Consider the following 18,557-nt stretch of genomic DNA (forward strand, 5'->3'; position numbering starts at 1 on the left):
TACTGCTTGCTTTGTTGTGTTTGCTTCTATCTAATAGAAGCATCCTACACATTGGTTCGTTTGCTTGCTTTGTTCAGTTTTCAAAGGTCTACGTCGTGCTGTGTTAGCAACTTTTATATCATATCAGATTGAACAATGAATGTCAACCACTTTATAAAAGTTTTTTCAGAAACATTTCAACTTTCTGATGTGCTGTTTTCAGCGACTTGATCATCTTAACAAATGACTTGTTATCTGTCAACTACTTTTTTGAAATGTTTTTGCTGTTAAATCAGCGAAAACATCCAATCAGTAATTTAGCAACTTTGTTATACTATCATCTATTTTGTCGAAGGTCAATCTTTTTTTCTCGAAAAAGAAAAACTTTCCCTCCTCAATTAAGACAAGTAATAATATACCAACTTTTACCCCTTTCGTCAACAGAAAAACCATTGATAGACCAACGTTTCTAGTTACATCCCTTTCTCTGATCTAGAGCTGTATTTTTGTTCGCCTTTCCTTTTGTTTTCTCCTTATATTTGGTTTTTTTGTCATGAATGTTCGTCATTGTCTTTCGCTATCTCTGGCAATTCCTTATATTCTCTAAAGATTAAGTAGAAATTTATCAATTTTTCGCTTTTTTTGATAAAATACAGCTAAATACTACTGTCTTAGGAGGACACAACATGAAAATATTAGTAGCAGATGACGATAAAGAGATCGTGGAACTGATCAGTATCTATTTACATAATGAAGGATACGAACCTGTGAAGGCTTATGATGGCAAGGAAGCCTTGTCGAAGGTCCGAACAAATCCTGACATTGAATTACTGATCTTAGATATCATGATGCCTGAAGTAGACGGCATGCAGGTCGTCAAGATCCTACGAAAGGAATCACAGATCCCGATCATTATGCTGACTGCCAAAACAACGGATATGGATAAGATCAAAGGGTTAGTTGCTGGAGCTGATGATTATGTTACCAAACCCTTTAATCCACTGGAAGTCATGGCGCGGGTCAAATCATTGATGCGTCGTACAAAAATGCAGGTAGCCTCTAATCAGCCGGATGTGCTGGAGGTCAGTTCTCTAGTCATCAACCGCGATTCTCACGAAGTAAAAACGATCAACGGTAAGGAAATTCAGCTGACTGCTTTGGAATTTGGGATCCTGTATCTGCTTGCTTCGCATCCGAATCGTGTCTTCAGTGCCGATGAAATCTTTGAACGGGTATGGAAACAGGAAAGCGTCGTTTCTGCCAAAACCGTTATGGTCCATGTCAGCCATTTACGTGACAAGATCGAGGAAGCGACTGGCGGCGAAAAAATCATTCAAACCGTATGGGGAGTTGGATACAAAATAGATGCGAAATAATAGTGTAGAGAAAAAAAGACGAATCACACTCACTTCCAAAGAAATCAGTGAGCTATTCGCCGAAGCGATCATCACGATCATCCTCTTGATCATAGTCAATATTGCTATTTTGGTGATTCTTTCTTCTATAGTAAGAGAAAATTCTGCGTTGAGTGAAGTGATCTTTGCTTCTCGAACGAGCTTTGTAGAAAATTTCAATTCTACTCTCTTTTCAAGTGGTAAAAATATCTTGGTCCCTCTCTTTCTAGTCATGGATGTCGCTTTCTTGTATTGGCGTCTGATTCGTCGTTATCGACAAATGCAGTTGCGTCATATCATCAGTGAGCTACATTATATTGCAGAAGGAAACTACGATCACCGAATCCCCTTTGAACTGCGGGGAGATTTGAATCGTGTGGTCAGCAGTATCAACGGTCTGGTTGACAGTACGGTGACTGCCATCGAGGAAGAACGCCGGATCGAAAAATCAAAGGATGAGCTGATCACTAACGTCAGTCATGACATCCGCACGCCTTTGACTTCGATCATCGGTTATCTAGGCCTGATTGAAGACCGACAATATCGCTCGGAGGAAGACTTGCTGAAATATACTCACACGGCTTACGTCAAAGCCAAGCAAATGAAGTCTCTGGTAGATGACTTGTTTGAGTATACCAAGGTGCGACAACCTAGTGTTCCGATCCACTCGATTACCTTCGACATGGTCCAACTTGTGGAGCAGCTGGCAGCCGATTTTGAACTGGAGTCCAGCAAAAAAGGAATCGAAGTGCTGACGGTGGCTCATCCGGCTCAGATCATGATGGAAGGCGACACAGAAAAACTGGTACGAGTTTTCAACAACTTACTGACCAATGCTCTAAAATACGGTAAAGGTGCGACAAAAATCATTATTGAAGCTGAAAAAGTCGGGACAGAAGTGGTAGTCACCGTGAAGAATAATGGCAAAATGATCCCGAAAAAAGCCCTAGATTCCTTGTTTGACCGTTTCTATCGAGTCGAGGAATCCCGTTCACAGGAAACTGGTGGAACCGGCTTAGGTTTAGCGATTGCTCAAAGCATCGTTGCCTTACATGGTGGCTACATCTATGCCAAATCAGCGCCTGAATGGACATCGTTTATCATCCATTTGCCCTTGAATCGGAATTAGTCGTCAACTTGTGCGAACAACAGTTGACGAACGGCAGAAATTCCGCTATGCTAAAACCAATCAAACACTTAACAAGCAAAGAACCTAGTACAGGTTAGATCTTTTTTAGAGAGCTGATGGTCGGTGAAAATCAGTAAAGGTCATTCTGGAATCCAGTTCTTATGATGCGTCTTTTGAAAGAAAGAACCTTCCCTCTGGTTACGAGGTCAAGTGCGGCGTAAGCCGAACTTGGGTGGCACCGCGAGCAAACTATTTCGTCCCAAGCTATTTGCTGGGAAGGAATAGTTTTTTTATTTTTATTACTATAGGAGGAAAAAAGATGTTAGACATTAAAATGATTCGTCAAAATTTTGATTCTGTTCAAGCCAAATTGAAATCACGAGGCATTGCTGAAGAAGTCCTTGCTGAATTTTTGCAGTTAGATGAAAACCGCCGTAATTTGCTGGTTCAAGTAGAAGAATTGAAAAAATACCGCAACGATGTCTCTGGTGAAATTGCAAAATTGAAGCGCAACAAAGAAGATGCTGCAGACAAGATCGCTGAAATGAAAGAGGTTGGTGGCAAGATCAAAGCGCTAGATATAGAGATTGCCGAGATCGATGAAAAATTAAAAGAGATCTCTACGACTTTGCCAAACTTGCCTCACGAAAGTGTGCCTGTCGGTAAAGATGAGGACGACAATGTAGAGATCCGTCGCTGGAGCGAACCAAAAGCTTTGGATTTTGAAGCTAAGCCACATTGGGAGATCGCTGAAAATTTAGGGATCCTGGATTTCGAACGGGGCGCCAAGGTTTCTGGCAGTCGCTTTGTCTACTACACAGGTCTAGGTGCTCGTCTGGAGCGTGCCTTGTACAACTTTATGCTGGATCAACATATCTACGAGCATGGCTATACAGAAATGATCACACCTTATGCCGTCAACAGTCAAGCGATGTTTGGAACAGGTCAATTCCCTAAATTCAAAGAGGATGTCTTCCAGCTTGAGGATTCTGATTTGACTTTGATCCCAACTGCGGAAGTTCCGCTGACGAATTACTATAGCCAAGAGATCCTGAATCAGGAAGAGCTGCCAATCTACTTCACTGCGTTAAGCCCGGCTTTTCGTTCAGAAGCTGGTAGTGCCGGAAGGGATACTCGCGGATTGATTCGTTTGCATCAATTCAACAAAGTCGAAATGGTCAAATTCAGCGACGCGGAGCATTCTTATGAAGAATTAGAAAAAATGACAGCTGATGCAGAAGCAATCTTACAGAAACTGGAATTGCCTTATCGTGTCATGGCACTTTCAACTGGAGATATGGGCTTCTCTGCGGCGAAAACCTATGATTTGGAAGTATGGATTCCAGCACAGGATACCTACCGTGAAATCAGTTCATGTTCAAACTGTGAAGACTTCCAAGCGCGTCGTGCCATGATCCGCTACCGTGACACCAACAATAAGATCCAATACGCGCATACCTTGAACGGTTCTGGTTTAGCTGTTGGTCGTACGGTCGCAGCCGTGTTGGAAAATTATCAAAACGCAGATGGTAGTGTCACGATCCCAGAAGTACTTGTTCCATATATGGGTGGTTTAACGAAAATTGAAAAATAAACAAAACCAGCGATTATTTCTTCGGAAATCTTTGCTGGTTTTCTTAGTTAACGATTGATTGAATGTTACAATCGTGTTACATTATTCCTAATCAGTTAAATAGAAAGAAGAGAGCTCATGACAACTTATGCAAAGCGTAGTCAAAGACATCATCGAAAGTCGCCTAATTATCTCGTTTGGACTGTCACGATATTATTTATTCTTTTACTAGTCGGAGGCGGTTCCTATTCGATTTACGGATTGATCGAAGAAAAAAAACTACAGGAAAAAATTGACGAAGCAGCCGACCAATTGATCCAACAAATAGAAAACGAACAACAAAACAGTGACCTGTCCAGTGAAAAGCAAGAACAATCTACCGGCAGGATTACCTCTATCTTATATTTTCCAGAACAAGGACAAGAAATCCCTTTTGATGTTTCACATGAAACATTCAATGATTTGCTGAAAGAAGAAAAGAAGAAGCTGGATCATCCCAGAAAAGCGATCCTGATCGGTCAGGTAGCGAATGAATCCTTGTCTGAACATTTAGGTGCCTATACCTTAAAAGTAGATACCTATCTTTGGCAATCTGAAAAAGAAGACTTTGAGAAAGAACGAGAAACATTGGATCAAGCCACTTATTATCTAACGGAGACCGGCGATTCAGTCACTGCACAGGACCTGATTGGTTCAGAAGCAGATTTGCTGGGGATCCAACAAGTGATTCAGCAAAAAATCCTGGATCAGTCAGAGGAACCAGACAAAATTATCGATTCCGTTCTTGATCTACCTCGAATCAGTCTGGACACCACCATGACTTATATGCCGGATCAGCTGAAGGTCGAGTTACCGGAGAACGAAACAGGAACTACTGAACTTCTTTTACCATATGAGGATATTCGTCCCTTTATCCAAAAAGATTTGGTGGATCCTCGATATCTGGAGGAAGCCTCTTCACCATTGGAAGAAGACAAAAAATACGTTGCACTGACCTTCGATGATGGTCCTAATCCAGCAACGACTCCTGAATTACTGACGATTTTGGAACAAAAAGAGGTTCATGCAACCTTCTTTATGCTGGGACAAAATGTCGAGAACTATCCAGAAATCGTCAAAGACATCCATGACGGAGGCCACGTCCTCGCTAGTCATTCTTACTCGCATCCTCAGTTAAATGCTATCGGAGAGGATGAATTGAAGGAGGAGATCCGCAAAACAGACAAAGCAATCTTTGATGCATCCGGTATCCTGCCTAAAACATTGCGTCCTCCATATGGCGCGATCGGTCCAGAATCAGCCAAGATCATTGGCAAACCGATCATTCAATGGGACATCGATTCCTACGACTGGCAATCAAAGGACAAGGATGCCACGATACAACGAATCAATGATACTGTCGTACCTGGTGGGATCATTTTGATGCATGACATCCATCCATCCACGATTGCTGCTGTTGCTGATGTGATCGACAACCTTCATGAACAAGGCTACGAGATCGTTACGATAGAAGACTTATTAGCTCATAAAGAAAAACCCTTGTATCAATACTTTGGGCAAGACGATGCCCGAGAGATCTAAACCAAAAAAAAGGATTCGCTTGATTGCCAAGCGAATCCTTTTTTTGTTCTAATTAGCTTTCTGGAAAGAGTATGACTTTTCCGTAATACTCTTCTTTCCTGCTGTTGGTCAACCGCTCAAACATTGCTGGACCTTCCTCCATGTTTTGACGATGGGTGATGATCGAAGACAGTTCTATTTGCTTGTTTTCCAACAAGTCTACGACAGTCGTCCACTCTTTACCTGGAAAAGGTGCGGAAACGGAATTCCAGGAACCCCAGATTGCTAGCTCACTGCGAACGATTTTTTCAAAAAAGTAACGTTCAATATGGATGTCGCTGTAAGGAATGCCTAGGAAGACAACTTCTCCCCCTTTTTTAGCATAGGCAAAAACCTGTGCAGATGTGATGGGAGAACCAGCCGCCTCTACGACTACATCTCCACCCAATCCCTTGGTCAGAGCCTGGATCTGATGCACAGGCTCCTCATGTAGAGGATTCACAACATGGGTTGCTCCCATTTCCTGCGCTTTTCTCAAAGCAGCTTCAGAAATATCAACAGCAATGATATTACTTGCCCCAAAAATCTTAGCAAAGGTGACCGCCAGCAGACCAATATTCCCACAACCTACGATCACGACACTACTTCCTGCTGTCAAACGGGTTCGGTACAGGCCGTGCAAAACGACCGCGGATGGTTCCAACAAGGCGGCAGTCTCATAGCTGATTGCTTCGGGAACGACGACACAATTCTTTTCTGGCAGTACGATATATTCGGCAAAACCGCCGGGTACATAGGCACCGACGACCGAAAGTTTCTCGCAACGGGCATATTCTCCTTTTTTGCAATACACACATTCCTGCTCAAGATCCTCCTGATCCTGACAGGTCAAGGTCGGTACACCGGCGATCCGATCACCGACACGAACCTTTTGGACCCCTGCTCCTACCGCAACGACTTCGCCTGAAAATTCATGTCCCCAGACTGTACCTGGCACATAGGGTCCTTGTTTTTTGTAACGCGATAAGTCTGAACCGCAGATTCCGGCAGCTTTGATCTTGATTAGAACATCGCGCTCTTTTTTGATCTCAGGTTTCTCTGCTTGTTCAAAACGTAGATCCTCTATCCCGTACAATTTTAGTGACTTCATAATGACACTCCTTTTGACGTATTGATTAGCTCCGATCAAAACTCGCTTAAAATTTCTTTGGTTTTACTGATACCGATCCGCTCGGCACCCGCGGCGATCGAATCCAAGCAATCCTGTAAACTGTTCAATCCTCCGGCAGCTTTGACCTTTACTTTGTCCGAAACTGCCGCACGCATGATCTGCAGATCTTCAACCGTAGAACCAGTTGGCGCAAAGCCTGTCGATGTTTTGACAAAGGCAGCACCCGCGGCTTCCACCAGCTCGGACCCTTTTTTGATTTCCTCTTTCGTCAAATAGGCATCCTCCAAAATCACTTTGACGATCGCTGGTGTTGCCTGAACGACAGCTTCAATCTCTTGCTGAACTTTTTGATACTCGCCAGCTTTCAAAGCGCCAACATTGATCACCATATCAAGTTCTTCTGCACCGTTCGCATAGGCATCTTTGGCTTCTGTGACCTTCGTGAAGGTCGTGTGTGCACCAGAAGGGAAACCGATCACCGTACAAACCTTCACCGCTGTTCCCGCCAGCATTTCTTGTGCCAAGCGAACATTATGGGGACTTAAACAGACCGAGGCACAGCCTAGTTCTCTTGCATAGGCGATCCCATCGATTACTTCCTGCTGGGTCAAAAAAGGTTTCAACAATGAGTGGTCCACACATTTTACAAATTCTTCTTTTGTGATTGTCATAGCGTTTTTCTCCTTTTGTTTGTTTTATTTTATGGTACTTTTACACCCTTCACTGCTGTCCAGATCATATACCACTGTTCAGGTGTTAGCTGGTAGGCTAATGCAGCGACTGGTTTTTTGACAAAGGCGATGTCGCCTGAACCGGTGATCGGCAGCATATCTGCCGGATGAGACAACAGCCAAGCAAATACAATCTCGTCAATGCTCTCGGCTCCGACTTCTTCTTGAATCACTTGTAAGACTTCTCGTAGTCTTCTGACAGGTGCTTCTTCACTGGTAAAGATCCGTCCGCCGGCTAAGGGGGACCATACCATTGGATGGCTTTTTTGTTCCATACATAGATCGATCATCCCGTTTTCAAAATGATCCATGCACAGCGGCGACACTTCGATCTGGTTGGTCACCAGTTTTTCTTCACAAAAGCTCTGCAGTGTCTGAAATTGATGGGGCAGGTAATTGGACACACCAAAGGCTCGCACCTTGCCAGCTTTCTTCAGTTCATGAAAGGCTGCAGCAATCTCTTCTGGATGTCCGAACCAGTCCGGTCGATGGATCAGAAATAGATCGATCGTCTCGATCTGCAGCTTACGCAAGGATTTTTCCGCCTGTTGGATAATATAGTCCTTTGACGTGTTGTAATACTTGACTCTGGCTGTGTCAGACGGATAGACAATGCCACATTTGGTGACGATCTGCATCTTCTTTTTCAAGTCATTTCTCCCAGCCAAATGGTTACCAACGATCTCTTCCACCGTGTAGTTGCCGTAGATGTCTGCATGATCCATCGTAGTGACTCCCAGATCCATCACAGATTCTATAAAAGAAAGAAACTCTTTTTTACTTAGCTTCCAGTCAAGATAACGCCAAAATCCTAAAACAATGCGAGAAAACTGTAGCTCTTCTGTTAACTGGACGTATTCCATCTCGAAACCTCCTTGTTTTTGTTCATATGAACACTGTACATTCATTTGTTCATTTCCATCATAACGGTTTCATAAAAAACTTGCAACTGTTTTTCTGTCATTTATAGTTTTTCTTTCGTAGAATCGCTTCACTACAAGCATTCCGATCATGAGTAACTTTGCAGACGAATGCAGTGAAAATCGCTATACTTTGCGAAATGAAACCGACTGCGTGAGGTAATGATCCCTTGGTAAATCTCTCCTGTTTTTAGACAAAATAAAAAAGCCAACAAAGCATCATGATGCTTTGTTGACTCTGATTGTTAGTCCAACAGATACGTTCCTGTCTCGTGGTCGGTGATCAAAACATCGACATAGCCTGCTTCGGCAGCGATCTTGATCGGATCGTGCTTTTCAAAGCCCCCAGCAATACAGATTTTTTCAGGGATGGCTTTTAATGCTTCCCTGCTGATGCCGACACTGCGGTCTGTGATCTCTTCCAGTATCGGTTGACCACTTTGATCTAAAAAGGCGATCGAAACTAGCTCACAGATCGTTCCACTTTGTTTGATCTGCTCCATCTCTTCATCAGTAAAATAGCCGGTCTTGTGCACTGTGCTCCATTCGTAATTTGGTGCACCAACACCAAAAATAGCTTTGCTTGCCTGCTGAGTCCTAGCGATCACGCTGGCGATCGAAGTGTCTCTCATCAAGGTTGCCTTGTCTTCTTTGGAATCTACATAAGCCGGTGCTAAAAGTGAATGCGGTTCGCCATTCCAAGCCGCAGCTAGATCCGAACAGATCGTGGTTGCATGCAGATTTAAATGGCTTTTACCGTGTCCGCCAATGATCGGTGACAACTCAAGCTCTCCTTTGAAGTCTCCCTCGCAATAGGCGACCATCTCATGCAGTGTTGATCCCCAACCCACAGCGACCAGATCGCCTTTTTTCAAGGTATTGTTGAGGTAATGAGCAGCGGCATTCGCCAATTCGCGTTTGAGACTGTGGGATTTTCCAGGAACGATGATCACCTGCTGCAATCCGTATGTTTCTTTGATTTTCTTTTCGAGGGCCAGATGAACACCGCCGTAATCAATCGATATTTTCACGACTCCTTGATCCTTCGCCTTTTGCAGCAATCTGGAGACCTTCATTCTAGAGATTCCAAGCTGATTGGCGATCTGTTGTTGCGTCTGACCTTCATAATAATACGCATCGCTGATCTCTACTAATAGTCTTCTTTCATTATCCATGATCTCTCTCCAAATATAAGCCTGTATTTTCCCACATTATAACAGATAACCCGATGGCTGTGTTTCCTCCAGTCAAAAAAAGCCCGTTGATCAGATTCTGACTGATCAACGGGCTTTACCTTTAAGATTCGATGGAATAGTTTGGTGCTTCTTTAGTGATCTGAACATCATGCGGATGAGATTCTTTCAAGCCATTGCCACTCATTTGAATAAACTGAGCATTGTCACGCAACTCTTTCAAGTTGGCAGCACCCACATAGCCCATACCGGATTTTAGACCACCCAGCATTTGGAACAAGATGTCAGCGGCACTTCCTTTGTAAGCAACACGACCTTCGATGCCCTCTGGTACTAATTTATTGGCTTCATTCACGCCACCTTGGAAGTAGCGATCGCTTGAGCCTTTTTCCATGGCACCTAGAGAACCCATGCCTCGGTAAGTTTTGAAACGTCGTCCTTGATAGATTTCGAATTCACCTGGCGATTCGTCGGTTCCTGCCAGCATGCTTCCTAACATCACGGCATGTCCACCAGCAGCCAACGCTTTGACGATATCACCTGAATACTTGATTCCTCCATCGGCGATGATTGCTTTGCCATATTGACGAGCGACAGAAGCCGCATCATAAATCGCCGTTAGCTGTGGCACCCCTACACCGGCAACTACACGTGTCGTACAAATTGAGCCCGGACCGATTCCTACTTTTACAACGTCCACACCGGCATCATACAAAGCCTTCGTTCCTTCTCCAGTTGCAACATTTCCAGCAATCAAGGTTGCTTCAGGGAAGGTGTCACGGATTTCTTTGATCTTGCGCAATACTCCGGCACTGTGTCCGTGGGCTGTATCGATAACGATCGCATCGGCACCAGCATCCAGTAGCGCACCGGCACGTTCAAACGTATCACTGGTTACACCTACCGCTGCGGCAACTAACAAACGACCATGCTCGTCTTTGGCTGCATTAGGAAACTCGATGACTTTTTCAATGTCTTTGATCGTGATCAGACCGCTCAAGCGACCTTCTTCATCCACGATCGGTAATTTTTCGATCTTGTAGCGCTGTAGGATCTGTTCGGCGTCTTTTAATGATGTGCCAACAGGCGCTGTCACTAGATCATCCTTCGTCATGACGTCTTCGATCGGAATTTGATAATCTGTAACAAAGCGTAAGTCACGGTTAGTCATGATCCCTACCAATTTGCGGTTTTCCATCGTTTCAACAACAGGCACACCGCTAATACGGTAACGACTCATTAGTTCTTCAGCATCTTGAACCAAGTGCCCTGGTGTCAGGAAGAATGGATCAATGATAACGCCACTTTCTGAGCGTTTGACTTTTCTTACTTCATCAGCTTGGTCAGCCACACTCATGTTTTTGTGGACCACACCTAGACCACCTTGGCGGGCCATGGCGATCGCCATTTTGCTATCTGTTACGGTATCCATACTGGCGCTCATTATTGGAACATTCAGCTTAAGGTTCTTTGCTAATTGAACACTCATATCAACATCATTTGGCAATACATGACTTTCAGCAGGCACTAGCAGCACATCATCAAAAGTCAATCCTTTTTTTACGAACTTTGTTTCCCAGTTGGACATTTTCGTAACCACTCCTTAAATTTTTTATATTTTAATGAAAATAGCAAAATTTGTGCCATAAGTCAACTGTTGCAAATAGAAACTGAGAAAAAGTAAGGAAATAATGCTTACAATTCACAGTTATTTTTAATCGAAAGGCAGTCGGCTTCCTTATAGTCTATCAACAATGAAAAAATACGACAGCCAAAAAGCTGTCGTACTGTCTATCTTCTCGGAGCAGACAAGCTGCCGATGATATTGTATCTTTTTTTCAAATAGAAGCGCACGCCTACCGCTGCGGCACCGATGATCACCAAGTAGACCGGATCCAGAATCACATTGATTGATGTTGGGATCAACATTGAAGACAAGGCGATCGAACCAACCCAGACAAAGAAGGCTCCCATCATGATCAAAATAGATTTCCACATTTTTGGTCGCTTGCTTTTGTCGGCACCTGGATGTTCGTACTGATACATATATTTATACATCAAGTAGAAGACCCAACCACCGGCCATCGCCATCACGATCAGTGTGATCAAACCATAGACCTGAGTACTGTCCTCGACAAAGATTCCCATTACACCCATGATCAAGCCAAAGATTCCCAAGATCAGCAAGGTATTGTCCAACCACATCAGTAGTGGTGAGGAACTCTCAGTAGGTGTTTCTGGTGTACTCAAAATTGCTTCTGTTCGTTCAGAGACCGTTCCAAACAGCTGACGAGCCGTGCGTCCGCCTTTTTGTTCTTTGACTAGCACAGGTAGCATTTCATGTAAAACCTTTGTTTTTTCTTCTTCTGATAGATTGGCAGCATTCAATGATTTTTTCAAATCGAAGATGTATTGCTGGTTTCTTTTTGTTAGTTGTTTCTCTAATTCACGATTTTCTGAAACATATTCACGCAGAGTTTCTGGTTCCATGATTCTCGTTTCTCCCTTCTCCGCTTTCACTAATAACATTCCACAGGCTATTTTAACACAAGCATTTGCTTTTATGATAGCCCTTTAATGGAAAAAACCTTGTTTTATACGTTAAAACGGAACAACATGACATCGCCGTCTTTTACAATGTACTCTTTTCCTTCTAGACGGACGCGTCCCGCCTCTTTAGCTGCTTGCATATTGCCGTATTTATCCAAGTCTTCAAAGGAAACTGTTTCGGCACGGATAAAGCCACGTTCAAAATCAGAGTGGATAATGCCTGCTGCCTGTGGTGCTTTGATTCCTTTACGGAAAGTCCAGGCACGAACTTCTTGTTCACCCGCAGTGAAATAGGTCGCTAAGCCCAATAGATCATAAGCCGCACGGATCAGCTGATCCAAGCCAGACTCTTCGATGCCTAATGCTTCAAGAAATTCTGCTTTATCTTCTTCGTCCAATTCTGCGATCTCTTCTTCTGCACGAGCACTGACAATGATTACTTCCGCATTTTCGCTTTGCGCAAATTCACGGACTTGTTTGACATATTCATTGTCATCCGCATCGGCAACTTCGTCTTCAGAGACATTCGCCACATACAAGACTGGTTTAGTCGTCAGTAGAAACAGAGAGCGAACGAATTTTTCTTCTTCCGCTGTGAATTCGATGGTTCTAGCTGACAAGCCTGCTTCTAAAACTGGTTTGATTTTATCTAGAATTGCCATTTCGGCCAAGGCGTCCTTGTCTTTGGTCTTGGCTACCTTAGCTACACGAGTATAGCGTTTGCTCACAGACTCGAGATCCGCTAAGATCAACTCCAGATTGATCGTATCGATATCTGCCAAAGGATCAACGAAATCTGCTTCACGGTTTTGTTCACGCATGATATTTTCATCATCAAAACAACGAACCACGTGACAGATCGCATCTACTTGACGGATATGGCTCAAGAATTGGTTACCCAGTCCTTCCCCTTTACTGGCTCCCTTCACGATTCCGGCAATATCCGTGAATTCAAAGGTTGTTGGGACAGTTTTCTTTGGATTGACTAAATCTGTCAAACGTTGTAGACGCCAGTCAGGAACTTCCACCATCCCAACGTTTGGATCGATCGTTGCAAAAGGATAGTTCGCTGCTTCTGCACCAGCTTTAGTAATTGCGTTAAATAAAGTTGATTTTCCTACGTTCGGTAAACCAACGATTCCAGCAGTTAATGCCATGTCTTCTTCACTCTTTCTCTGCTTTTTCTAAAACTTTTTTTAGTTTTTTGGTAAATTCACGGCGGGGCATCATGACGATGTGGCCGCATTTTTCGCATTTGATCTTGATATCAGCACCCATGCGAATGATTTGCCAACGATTGGTTTGACAGGCATGAGGCTTTTTCATTTCTACTATATCGTTCAAATCATACATCGTTTTTTCTCCTTTGACCGTCTTGCATTCTCAGGCTTCATCAAAATGGATGTCCAGAATATCTAAGATTCGTGTCAGATCACTTTGAGACAGATATTCGATCTCGATTTTTCCCTTGCCTTCTTTTTCACGGATTTCGACACTCGTGCCGAATTTATCCATCAGACGATCTTCACTTTCGCGAAGATAGTACGGTTTTTCTTTGATCATACGAGGAACTTTCTTCTTATCCTTGGATTCATTCATCAGTGAAACAAGCTGTTCTAGCTGACGTACAGTCAGATTTTCCTTGACGCAACGATTCGCTAGCTTCAGGATCTGTTCCTTGTTTTTCAAGCCCAGCAGTGTTCTTGCCTGTCCCATCGACAAGCGTTCATCCTGCATCATTTCTTTGACTAGCTTTGGTAAAGCCAACAGACGCAAATAATTGGCAATGTATGGACGACTCTTACCTAAGCGTTCTGCAACTTCAGCCTGTGTCAGCTTCAGGTTTTTCATCAGCATGTCGTAGGCTTCGGCTTCTTCCAGCGGATTCAGGTCTTCCCGTTGCAGGTTTTCCAGAACCGCGACCTGCATCATTGCTTCTTCATTAAAATCGCGAATGATAGCCGGAATCGTTTCCTTTTGCGCTAATTTAGAGGCCCGAAAACGACGTTCACCAGCAATGATCTCATAGCCCTTAACGGCTGATTTACGAACGATGATCGGCTGGAACACACCAGATTGCTCAATCGAATTGGCTAGCTCCTGCAGAGACTTTTCATCAAAGGTTTTCCGAGGCTGGTACGGATTGGGACGCAATTCGTTCAGCGACAGCTCCACGACTTGTTCTTTTTTGACATCGACGTCTTCCAAGCCAGCAATGTCTTGAAATAGGGCATCGATGCCTTTGCCCAAGCTCTTCCCTTTATTCTTCACGCGCTAACACTTCCTTTGCTAATGCTTGATAGACTTCTGCCCCTTTAGAACGTAGATCATAATCGACGATCGACAGACCATGACTTGGTGCCTCAGACAGACGAATGTTTCTAGGGATGATCGTTTCGTAAACTTTTTCTTGGAAGTAACGACGAACTTCTTCGACGACTTCTGCGCCGAGATTGGTCCGAGCGTCGTACATCGTCAGCAATACGCCTTCGATCTCCAGTTCAGGATTAAAATGTTTTTGGACCAAGCGTACCGTGTTCAACAGCTGGCTCAAGCCCTCCAGTGCATAGTATTCACACTGGACAGGGATCAGGATCGAATCACTGGCTGTAAAAGCATTGATCGTCAAATGTCCCAAAGATGGTGGACAGTCGATAAAGATAAAATCATATTGATCTTTGATTTCATTCAAAGCTGTTTTCAAACGGGATTCCCGCGCCATCATCGATGTTAGCTCGATCTCAGCTCCCGCCAGCTGCAAAGTTGCTGGAACAATATCCAAATTTTCGCGCGAGCTCGGTAAAATCGTTTCTTGGATAGGTGTTTCGTTGACTAAGACATCGTAAATGTCTTGTGCCACATCTGGTTTGCGGATCCCCATTCCGCTGGTTGCATTGCCCTGTGCGTCAATATCCACCAGCAAGACTTTTTTCCCACTGTAGGCTAAACTTGCGCCCAGATTCACGGTGGTAGTCGTTTTACCAACGCCACCTTTTTGATTTGCAACAGAGATAATTCGTGCCATGGATCTTCCTCCTAGCTCTTTTTTAGGAATTAAATTTTTGCTTGAAAATTTAGTCTGTTCTTCGCTACGTATATCATTCCACTAGTTACACACTTGGGTTAAGTGGAACTGACATCCTAGCTCTTTTTAGGAATTAAATTTTTTGTCTAAAAATTTAGGTTCTTCTATTTTATTGGCTGCTTGTTTGGCATTCCTGGTTTTCTTGGATATTTTTTCGGCGTTTCCTTTTTCTTAGCGATCACTAGTGTATGACGTTCGTCTCCTGTGACTGGCAACTGGACTTCTTTGTCCTCGATGAATTTCCCACCTAGAAGAGCGATCGCTGGTTTGGCTTCTGTTAGCTCTTCTTCACTTTTTGCTGCTTTCAGAGCATAGAAAAACCCGTCTTTTTTGACTAAGGGCAGGCAGAGTTCTGCTAACACATTCAAACGGGCAACGGCACGGGCAGTGACATAGTCGTAGCTAGCCCGATGTTCGGGCTGCTGACCAAATGTTTCTGCACGGTCGTGGAACAAAGAGACTTCCTCCAGTCCCAGCTCTTTGACCAATGTTTGTAAAAATGTGATGCGCTTGTTCAAGGAATCGACAATCGTGATCTTCAATTGCGGAAAGACGATTTTCAAAGGCAGACTAGGAAAGCCTGCGCCAGAACCGACATCGCACAAAGCCGCATCTTCCTTCAAAGAAACCGACAGCGCTAAAGTGATCGAATCATAGAAATGCTTCAAGTATACGTCCTTTTTTTCGGTGATGGCGGTCAGATTCATTTTCTCATTCCATTCTACCAAAAGTTCGTAGTAACGCTCAAACTGCTTCATTTGTTGTGGACTCAGTTCAATGCCTTGTGAACGTAATGTTTGTTGAAATTCTTCAGGTAACATAGTCTTTTCCTTTCTTTTTCGTGAAACAAAAAAATGTTTCACAGACTATTTATTACTTTAACGCAAAACAAGAACACACGCAATAGTTACGACAGTTATTTCCAATATAAATAAGAATGTTTTAATTCTTTGTGATCGCTTCTGCCAGACAAAAGTCATAAAATTTTTGTAGAATCATCGGCTTCTTGTGGTTCTTTTTGCTAACCAAATAAATATTCCGGTCTGGTAGTTTATTTTCAATCGTGATTTTCTTGACTGGATACGAGGAGATCGAAGAAATGTTCGGCATGATCGCGATCCCAAAGCCATGACTGACAAATCCTAGTACACTGTGGTCTTCTTCCAGCTCCCAGTCGATTTGCAATTCCAGATCTAGATCCTCAAGAACCTGATCCAAATACGAGCGCAACCCACTTTTCTGACTGTAATAGACATGTCCATAAGCCGCCGTTTCTTCTATAGAAAGCGTATCGTGTTGAGCCAGCTCGTGATTTTCAGGTACCACTACAACCAGCTCTTCCTTGGCAAAAACATCATATTGCAACTCTGGATGGTCAGAGACCTTTGAACAGATCCCTAGATCCAGTTGGCTGTTTAAGACCAGCTCTGTAATCTTATGTGAATTCCGCTGATGAAAAATAAAATGAATGTTTTCATTGTTGGGTAATTCACGAAATTTTTGAATCAGCTGAGGAACGATCACTGAACCTAGCGTAAAAATAAAACCCAGCTCCAGCTCACCTGAATTTGGATCAATCATTTTAGCCAATCTTTCCTGACCTTCGTAAATACTGTTTAAAGAATCCGACACATACTCATAAAAAGTAAAGCCATACCGCGTCAATCCAATGTTTCGACCTTTTTTCTCGATCAAAGGAACGCCTAATTCCTGTTCCAAACTGGAAATCGCATGACTGATATTTGGTTGGGAAGTATTCAATTTTTTTGCTGCTTGAGTCATATGCTGGGTTTGCACCAACGCTCTAAAGTACTCCAATTGTCTTAAGTTCATCAAAGCACGTCCTTTCATAAATTTATTTTATCAATAGTTACAAAAAAAAGCATTAGTCTTGTGAAAGAAAATCGGTTAATATAAAAGAAAAGATTAGTGAAATAATTCACAAAAATAGGAGCGGGAATTTTTATGAAGGAAAGAAATTATAAACCGTTGATCGCCAGCCTGTATTTCAACTACATTTTTCAAGGAATGGCTGCCATTATTCTGTCGCAAAACATGAACCAGCTGAAAATCCACTGGGGGGCCACAACAACTCAGATCACGCTAGTCATGAGTGCAATCGGGCTTGGTCGTATCCTGGCATTGTATTTTTCCGGTTACTTCTCAGATAATTTTGGGCGCAAGAAGACAGTCATTATCGGCATCCTCTCTTATACGATTTTCTTTCTCGGTTTATTGTTGAGTCACAGTTATCTCTCTGCTTTCTTTTTCGCTCTGTTTGGTGGTTTCAGCAATGCTTTCTTAGATACCAGCACCTATCCGACACTGATCGAAGCCTTTCCCGATGAAAAGACCAACAGCTCACTCAGTGTTTTGAACAAAGCCTTTATTTCAACCGGACAGTTTCTTCTGCCTTTTCTGACACGCTTCCTGATCCAAAGAGAACTGTTCTTTGGCTGGACCTTCGTCTTATGTACAGTCTGTCTCTTGATCAACATGGGCTACTTGCTTTTTGCACAGTTCCCTGAATTAAGCACCAAGAAAACCGTCAAAGTGATCAAAGAAACAAAGACCGCTCGACTAAGCAATCACGGAACATTCAAAATAGACGGCATCGCGCTGTTGGTCTTCTCCTTTGTTTCGGTTTCGATCTTTAATATTTTTATTTTATGGGTCCCACAGTTTGCCGAAGAGATGCAAGTCGTCTCTCATGAAGACAGTCTAACTTTGGTCAGCATCTATAGTATCGGCTCCTTCCTGTCAGTCTTTTTGACTTCAGGAATCGTCAAACGTGGCGTGCATATTCCGCGCTTTATCGTTTTCTGTCTGCTTGCTTCCGGCAGTGCCTTGCTACTGATGCTTTTGGTTCCATCTTTTGCCACTCTGATCATTGCAGCGATCTGTATTGGGATCTTTGCAGCCGGTGGCATCTGGCAATTAGGTCTGGCCTTGATGCTGGAATTATTTCCTACCTACAAAGGAAAATATACCAGCTATTATTCCCTGGCAACTTCGGTTGCGATTATGGTCACGCCTTACATCACTGGTGTTTTGAGCCAGTATGGGGTCGCAATGATTTTTTGGTTCAACCTATTCTTGCTAATTCTGGGATTGATCGCTGCCTTTGTGATCACCTCACGCTATGACTATCTGTTTCCCAAAGAGAAGGCTGCACCCACGTTTTCATGACTTCTCTTGTGAATAAACAAACGAACGAGACGTAAAAAAATTGACGAGTCTTCTTTTCGAGGATTCGTTTTCTTCTCAATAAA

Annotated in this window: 17 protein-coding genes and 1 other annotated feature; of the genes, 5 read left to right on the forward strand and 12 right to left on the reverse strand. The window is 43.3% G+C overall.

Annotated elements, in window-relative coordinates:
- Positions 1–665 precede the first annotated feature (665 nt).
- The 4 genes from ACWODM_RS11560 (at position 666) to ACWODM_RS11575 (ending at position 5,656) form a co-directional block, all read left to right on the forward strand.
- A complete protein-coding gene (locus tag ACWODM_RS11560) occupies positions 666–1,355 on the forward strand; it encodes a response regulator (protein ID WP_455321528.1) in 690 nt (229 codons plus the stop codon).
- Positions 1,345–2,502, forward strand: a complete 1,158-nt coding sequence (locus ACWODM_RS11565; RefSeq protein WP_455321529.1) for a sensor histidine kinase — start codon at positions 1,345–1,347, stop codon at positions 2,500–2,502. The genes ACWODM_RS11560 and ACWODM_RS11565 overlap by 11 nt, the downstream gene beginning before the upstream one ends.
- A 66-nt stretch (positions 2,503–2,568) precedes the next feature.
- Positions 2,569–2,767: a binding site (T-box leader), on the forward strand.
- Between the two features lie 54 nt (positions 2,768–2,821).
- Entirely contained in the window at positions 2,822–4,096 is a 1,275-nt protein-coding gene (gene serS / locus ACWODM_RS11570; RefSeq protein ID WP_455321530.1) for a serine--tRNA ligase, read from the forward strand.
- A 117-nt stretch (positions 4,097–4,213) separates the two neighbouring features.
- Positions 4,214–5,656 carry a polysaccharide deacetylase family protein gene (locus ACWODM_RS11575; protein WP_455321531.1) on the forward strand — a complete coding sequence of 481 codons (1,443 nt, stop codon included), beginning with the start codon at positions 4,214–4,216 and terminating at the stop codon, positions 5,654–5,656.
- Positions 5,657–5,708: 52 nt separating this feature from the next.
- Here the strand turns inward: ACWODM_RS11575 and ACWODM_RS11580 are convergent, their stop codons facing one another.
- From ACWODM_RS11580 to ACWODM_RS11635, 12 genes are all read right to left on the reverse strand, one after another.
- Positions 5,709–6,785: a galactitol-1-phosphate 5-dehydrogenase gene (locus ACWODM_RS11580; protein WP_455321532.1), complete on the reverse strand. Its 1,077-nt coding sequence runs from the start codon at positions 6,783–6,785 to the stop codon at positions 5,709–5,711.
- Positions 6,786–6,820: 35 nt separating this feature from the next.
- A complete protein-coding gene (gene deoC, locus ACWODM_RS11585) occupies positions 6,821–7,477 on the reverse strand; it encodes a deoxyribose-phosphate aldolase (RefSeq protein WP_455321533.1) in 657 nt (218 codons plus the stop codon).
- A 29-nt stretch (positions 7,478–7,506) separates the two neighbouring features.
- Entirely contained in the window at positions 7,507–8,400 is an 894-nt protein-coding gene (locus tag ACWODM_RS11590) for an aldo/keto reductase (protein ID WP_455321534.1), read from the reverse strand.
- Between the two features lie 302 nt (positions 8,401–8,702).
- Entirely contained in the window at positions 8,703–9,632 is a 930-nt protein-coding gene (locus tag ACWODM_RS11595; protein ID WP_455321535.1) for a sugar-binding transcriptional regulator, read from the reverse strand.
- A 121-nt stretch (positions 9,633–9,753) separates the two neighbouring features.
- Positions 9,754–11,238 carry an IMP dehydrogenase gene (gene guaB, locus ACWODM_RS11600; RefSeq protein WP_455321536.1) on the reverse strand — a complete coding sequence of 495 codons (1,485 nt, stop codon included), beginning with the start codon at positions 11,236–11,238 and terminating at the stop codon, positions 9,754–9,756.
- A 203-nt stretch (positions 11,239–11,441) separates the two neighbouring features.
- Positions 11,442–12,140 carry a DUF1129 domain-containing protein gene (locus tag ACWODM_RS11605; protein ID WP_455321537.1) on the reverse strand — a complete coding sequence of 233 codons (699 nt, stop codon included), beginning with the start codon at positions 12,138–12,140 and terminating at the stop codon, positions 11,442–11,444.
- 104 nt (positions 12,141–12,244) lie between these two features.
- Positions 12,245–13,357, reverse strand: coding sequence for a redox-regulated ATPase YchF (ychF, locus tag ACWODM_RS11610; protein ID WP_455321538.1), 1,113 nt, complete (start codon positions 13,355–13,357; stop codon positions 12,245–12,247).
- 7 nt (positions 13,358–13,364) lie between these two features.
- Positions 13,365–13,553 (reverse strand): DUF951 domain-containing protein, encoded by a 189-nt coding sequence (locus ACWODM_RS11615; RefSeq protein WP_455321539.1) that lies wholly within the window; start codon positions 13,551–13,553, stop codon positions 13,365–13,367.
- Positions 13,554–13,583: 30 nt separating this feature from the next.
- Positions 13,584–14,471, reverse strand: coding sequence for a ParB/RepB/Spo0J family partition protein (locus ACWODM_RS11620; RefSeq protein ID WP_455321540.1), 888 nt, complete (start codon positions 14,469–14,471; stop codon positions 13,584–13,586).
- On the reverse strand, positions 14,461–15,225 hold the full coding sequence (locus tag ACWODM_RS11625) for a ParA family protein (RefSeq protein ID WP_455321541.1): 765 nt from the start codon (positions 15,223–15,225) through the stop codon (positions 14,461–14,463). Before ACWODM_RS11625 ends, ACWODM_RS11620 begins: the two co-directional genes overlap by 11 nt.
- A gap of 164 nt (positions 15,226–15,389) precedes the next feature.
- Positions 15,390–16,106, reverse strand: coding sequence for a 16S rRNA (guanine(527)-N(7))-methyltransferase RsmG (rsmG, locus tag ACWODM_RS11630; RefSeq protein WP_455321542.1), 717 nt, complete (start codon positions 16,104–16,106; stop codon positions 15,390–15,392).
- A gap of 121 nt (positions 16,107–16,227) precedes the next feature.
- On the reverse strand, positions 16,228–17,118 hold the full coding sequence (locus ACWODM_RS11635) for a LysR family transcriptional regulator (RefSeq protein ID WP_455321543.1): 891 nt from the start codon (positions 17,116–17,118) through the stop codon (positions 16,228–16,230).
- Positions 17,119–17,250: 132 nt separating this feature from the next.
- On the opposite strand from ACWODM_RS11635, the gene ACWODM_RS11640 reads away from it, so the two are divergent.
- Entirely contained in the window at positions 17,251–18,474 is a 1,224-nt protein-coding gene (locus ACWODM_RS11640; protein WP_455321544.1) for an MFS transporter, read from the forward strand.
- Positions 18,475–18,557 lie beyond the last annotated feature (83 nt).

It is taken from the genome of Enterococcus olivae (assembly GCF_053760925.1).

What these genes read in the sequence shown, in the direction of transcription:
- ACWODM_RS11560 (WP_455321528.1), top strand. Translation starts at nt 666, where the DNA reads ATGAAAATATTAGTAGCAGATGACGATAAAGAGATCGTGGAACTGATC.
- ACWODM_RS11565 (WP_455321529.1), top strand. Translation starts at nt 1,345, where the DNA reads ATGCGAAATAATAGTGTAGAGAAAAAAAGACGAATCACACTCACTTCC.
- serS (WP_455321530.1), top strand. Translation starts at nt 2,822, where the DNA reads ATGTTAGACATTAAAATGATTCGTCAAAATTTTGATTCTGTTCAAGCC.
- ACWODM_RS11575 (WP_455321531.1), top strand. Translation starts at nt 4,214, where the DNA reads ATGACAACTTATGCAAAGCGTAGTCAAAGACATCATCGAAAGTCGCCT.
- ACWODM_RS11580 (WP_455321532.1), bottom strand. Translation starts at nt 6,785, where the DNA reads ATGAAGTCACTAAAATTGTACGGGATAGAGGATCTACGTTTTGAACAA.
- deoC (WP_455321533.1), bottom strand. Translation starts at nt 7,477, where the DNA reads ATGACAATCACAAAAGAAGAATTTGTAAAATGTGTGGACCACTCATTG.
- ACWODM_RS11590 (WP_455321534.1), bottom strand. Translation starts at nt 8,400, where the DNA reads ATGGAATACGTCCAGTTAACAGAAGAGCTACAGTTTTCTCGCATTGTT.
- ACWODM_RS11595 (WP_455321535.1), bottom strand. Translation starts at nt 9,632, where the DNA reads ATGGATAATGAAAGAAGACTATTAGTAGAGATCAGCGATGCGTATTAT.
- guaB (WP_455321536.1), bottom strand. Translation starts at nt 11,238, where the DNA reads ATGTCCAACTGGGAAACAAAGTTCGTAAAAAAAGGATTGACTTTTGAT.
- ACWODM_RS11605 (WP_455321537.1), bottom strand. Translation starts at nt 12,140, where the DNA reads ATGGAACCAGAAACTCTGCGTGAATATGTTTCAGAAAATCGTGAATTA.
- ychF (WP_455321538.1), bottom strand. Translation starts at nt 13,357, where the DNA reads ATGGCATTAACTGCTGGAATCGTTGGTTTACCGAACGTAGGAAAATCA.
- ACWODM_RS11615 (WP_455321539.1), bottom strand. Translation starts at nt 13,553, where the DNA reads ATGTATGATTTGAACGATATAGTAGAAATGAAAAAGCCTCATGCCTGT.
- ACWODM_RS11625 (WP_455321541.1), bottom strand. Translation starts at nt 15,225, where the DNA reads ATGGCACGAATTATCTCTGTTGCAAATCAAAAAGGTGGCGTTGGTAAA.
- rsmG (WP_455321542.1), bottom strand. Translation starts at nt 16,106, where the DNA reads ATGTTACCTGAAGAATTTCAACAAACATTACGTTCACAAGGCATTGAA.
- ACWODM_RS11635 (WP_455321543.1), bottom strand. Translation starts at nt 17,118, where the DNA reads ATGAACTTAAGACAATTGGAGTACTTTAGAGCGTTGGTGCAAACCCAG.
- ACWODM_RS11640 (WP_455321544.1), top strand. Translation starts at nt 17,251, where the DNA reads ATGAAGGAAAGAAATTATAAACCGTTGATCGCCAGCCTGTATTTCAAC.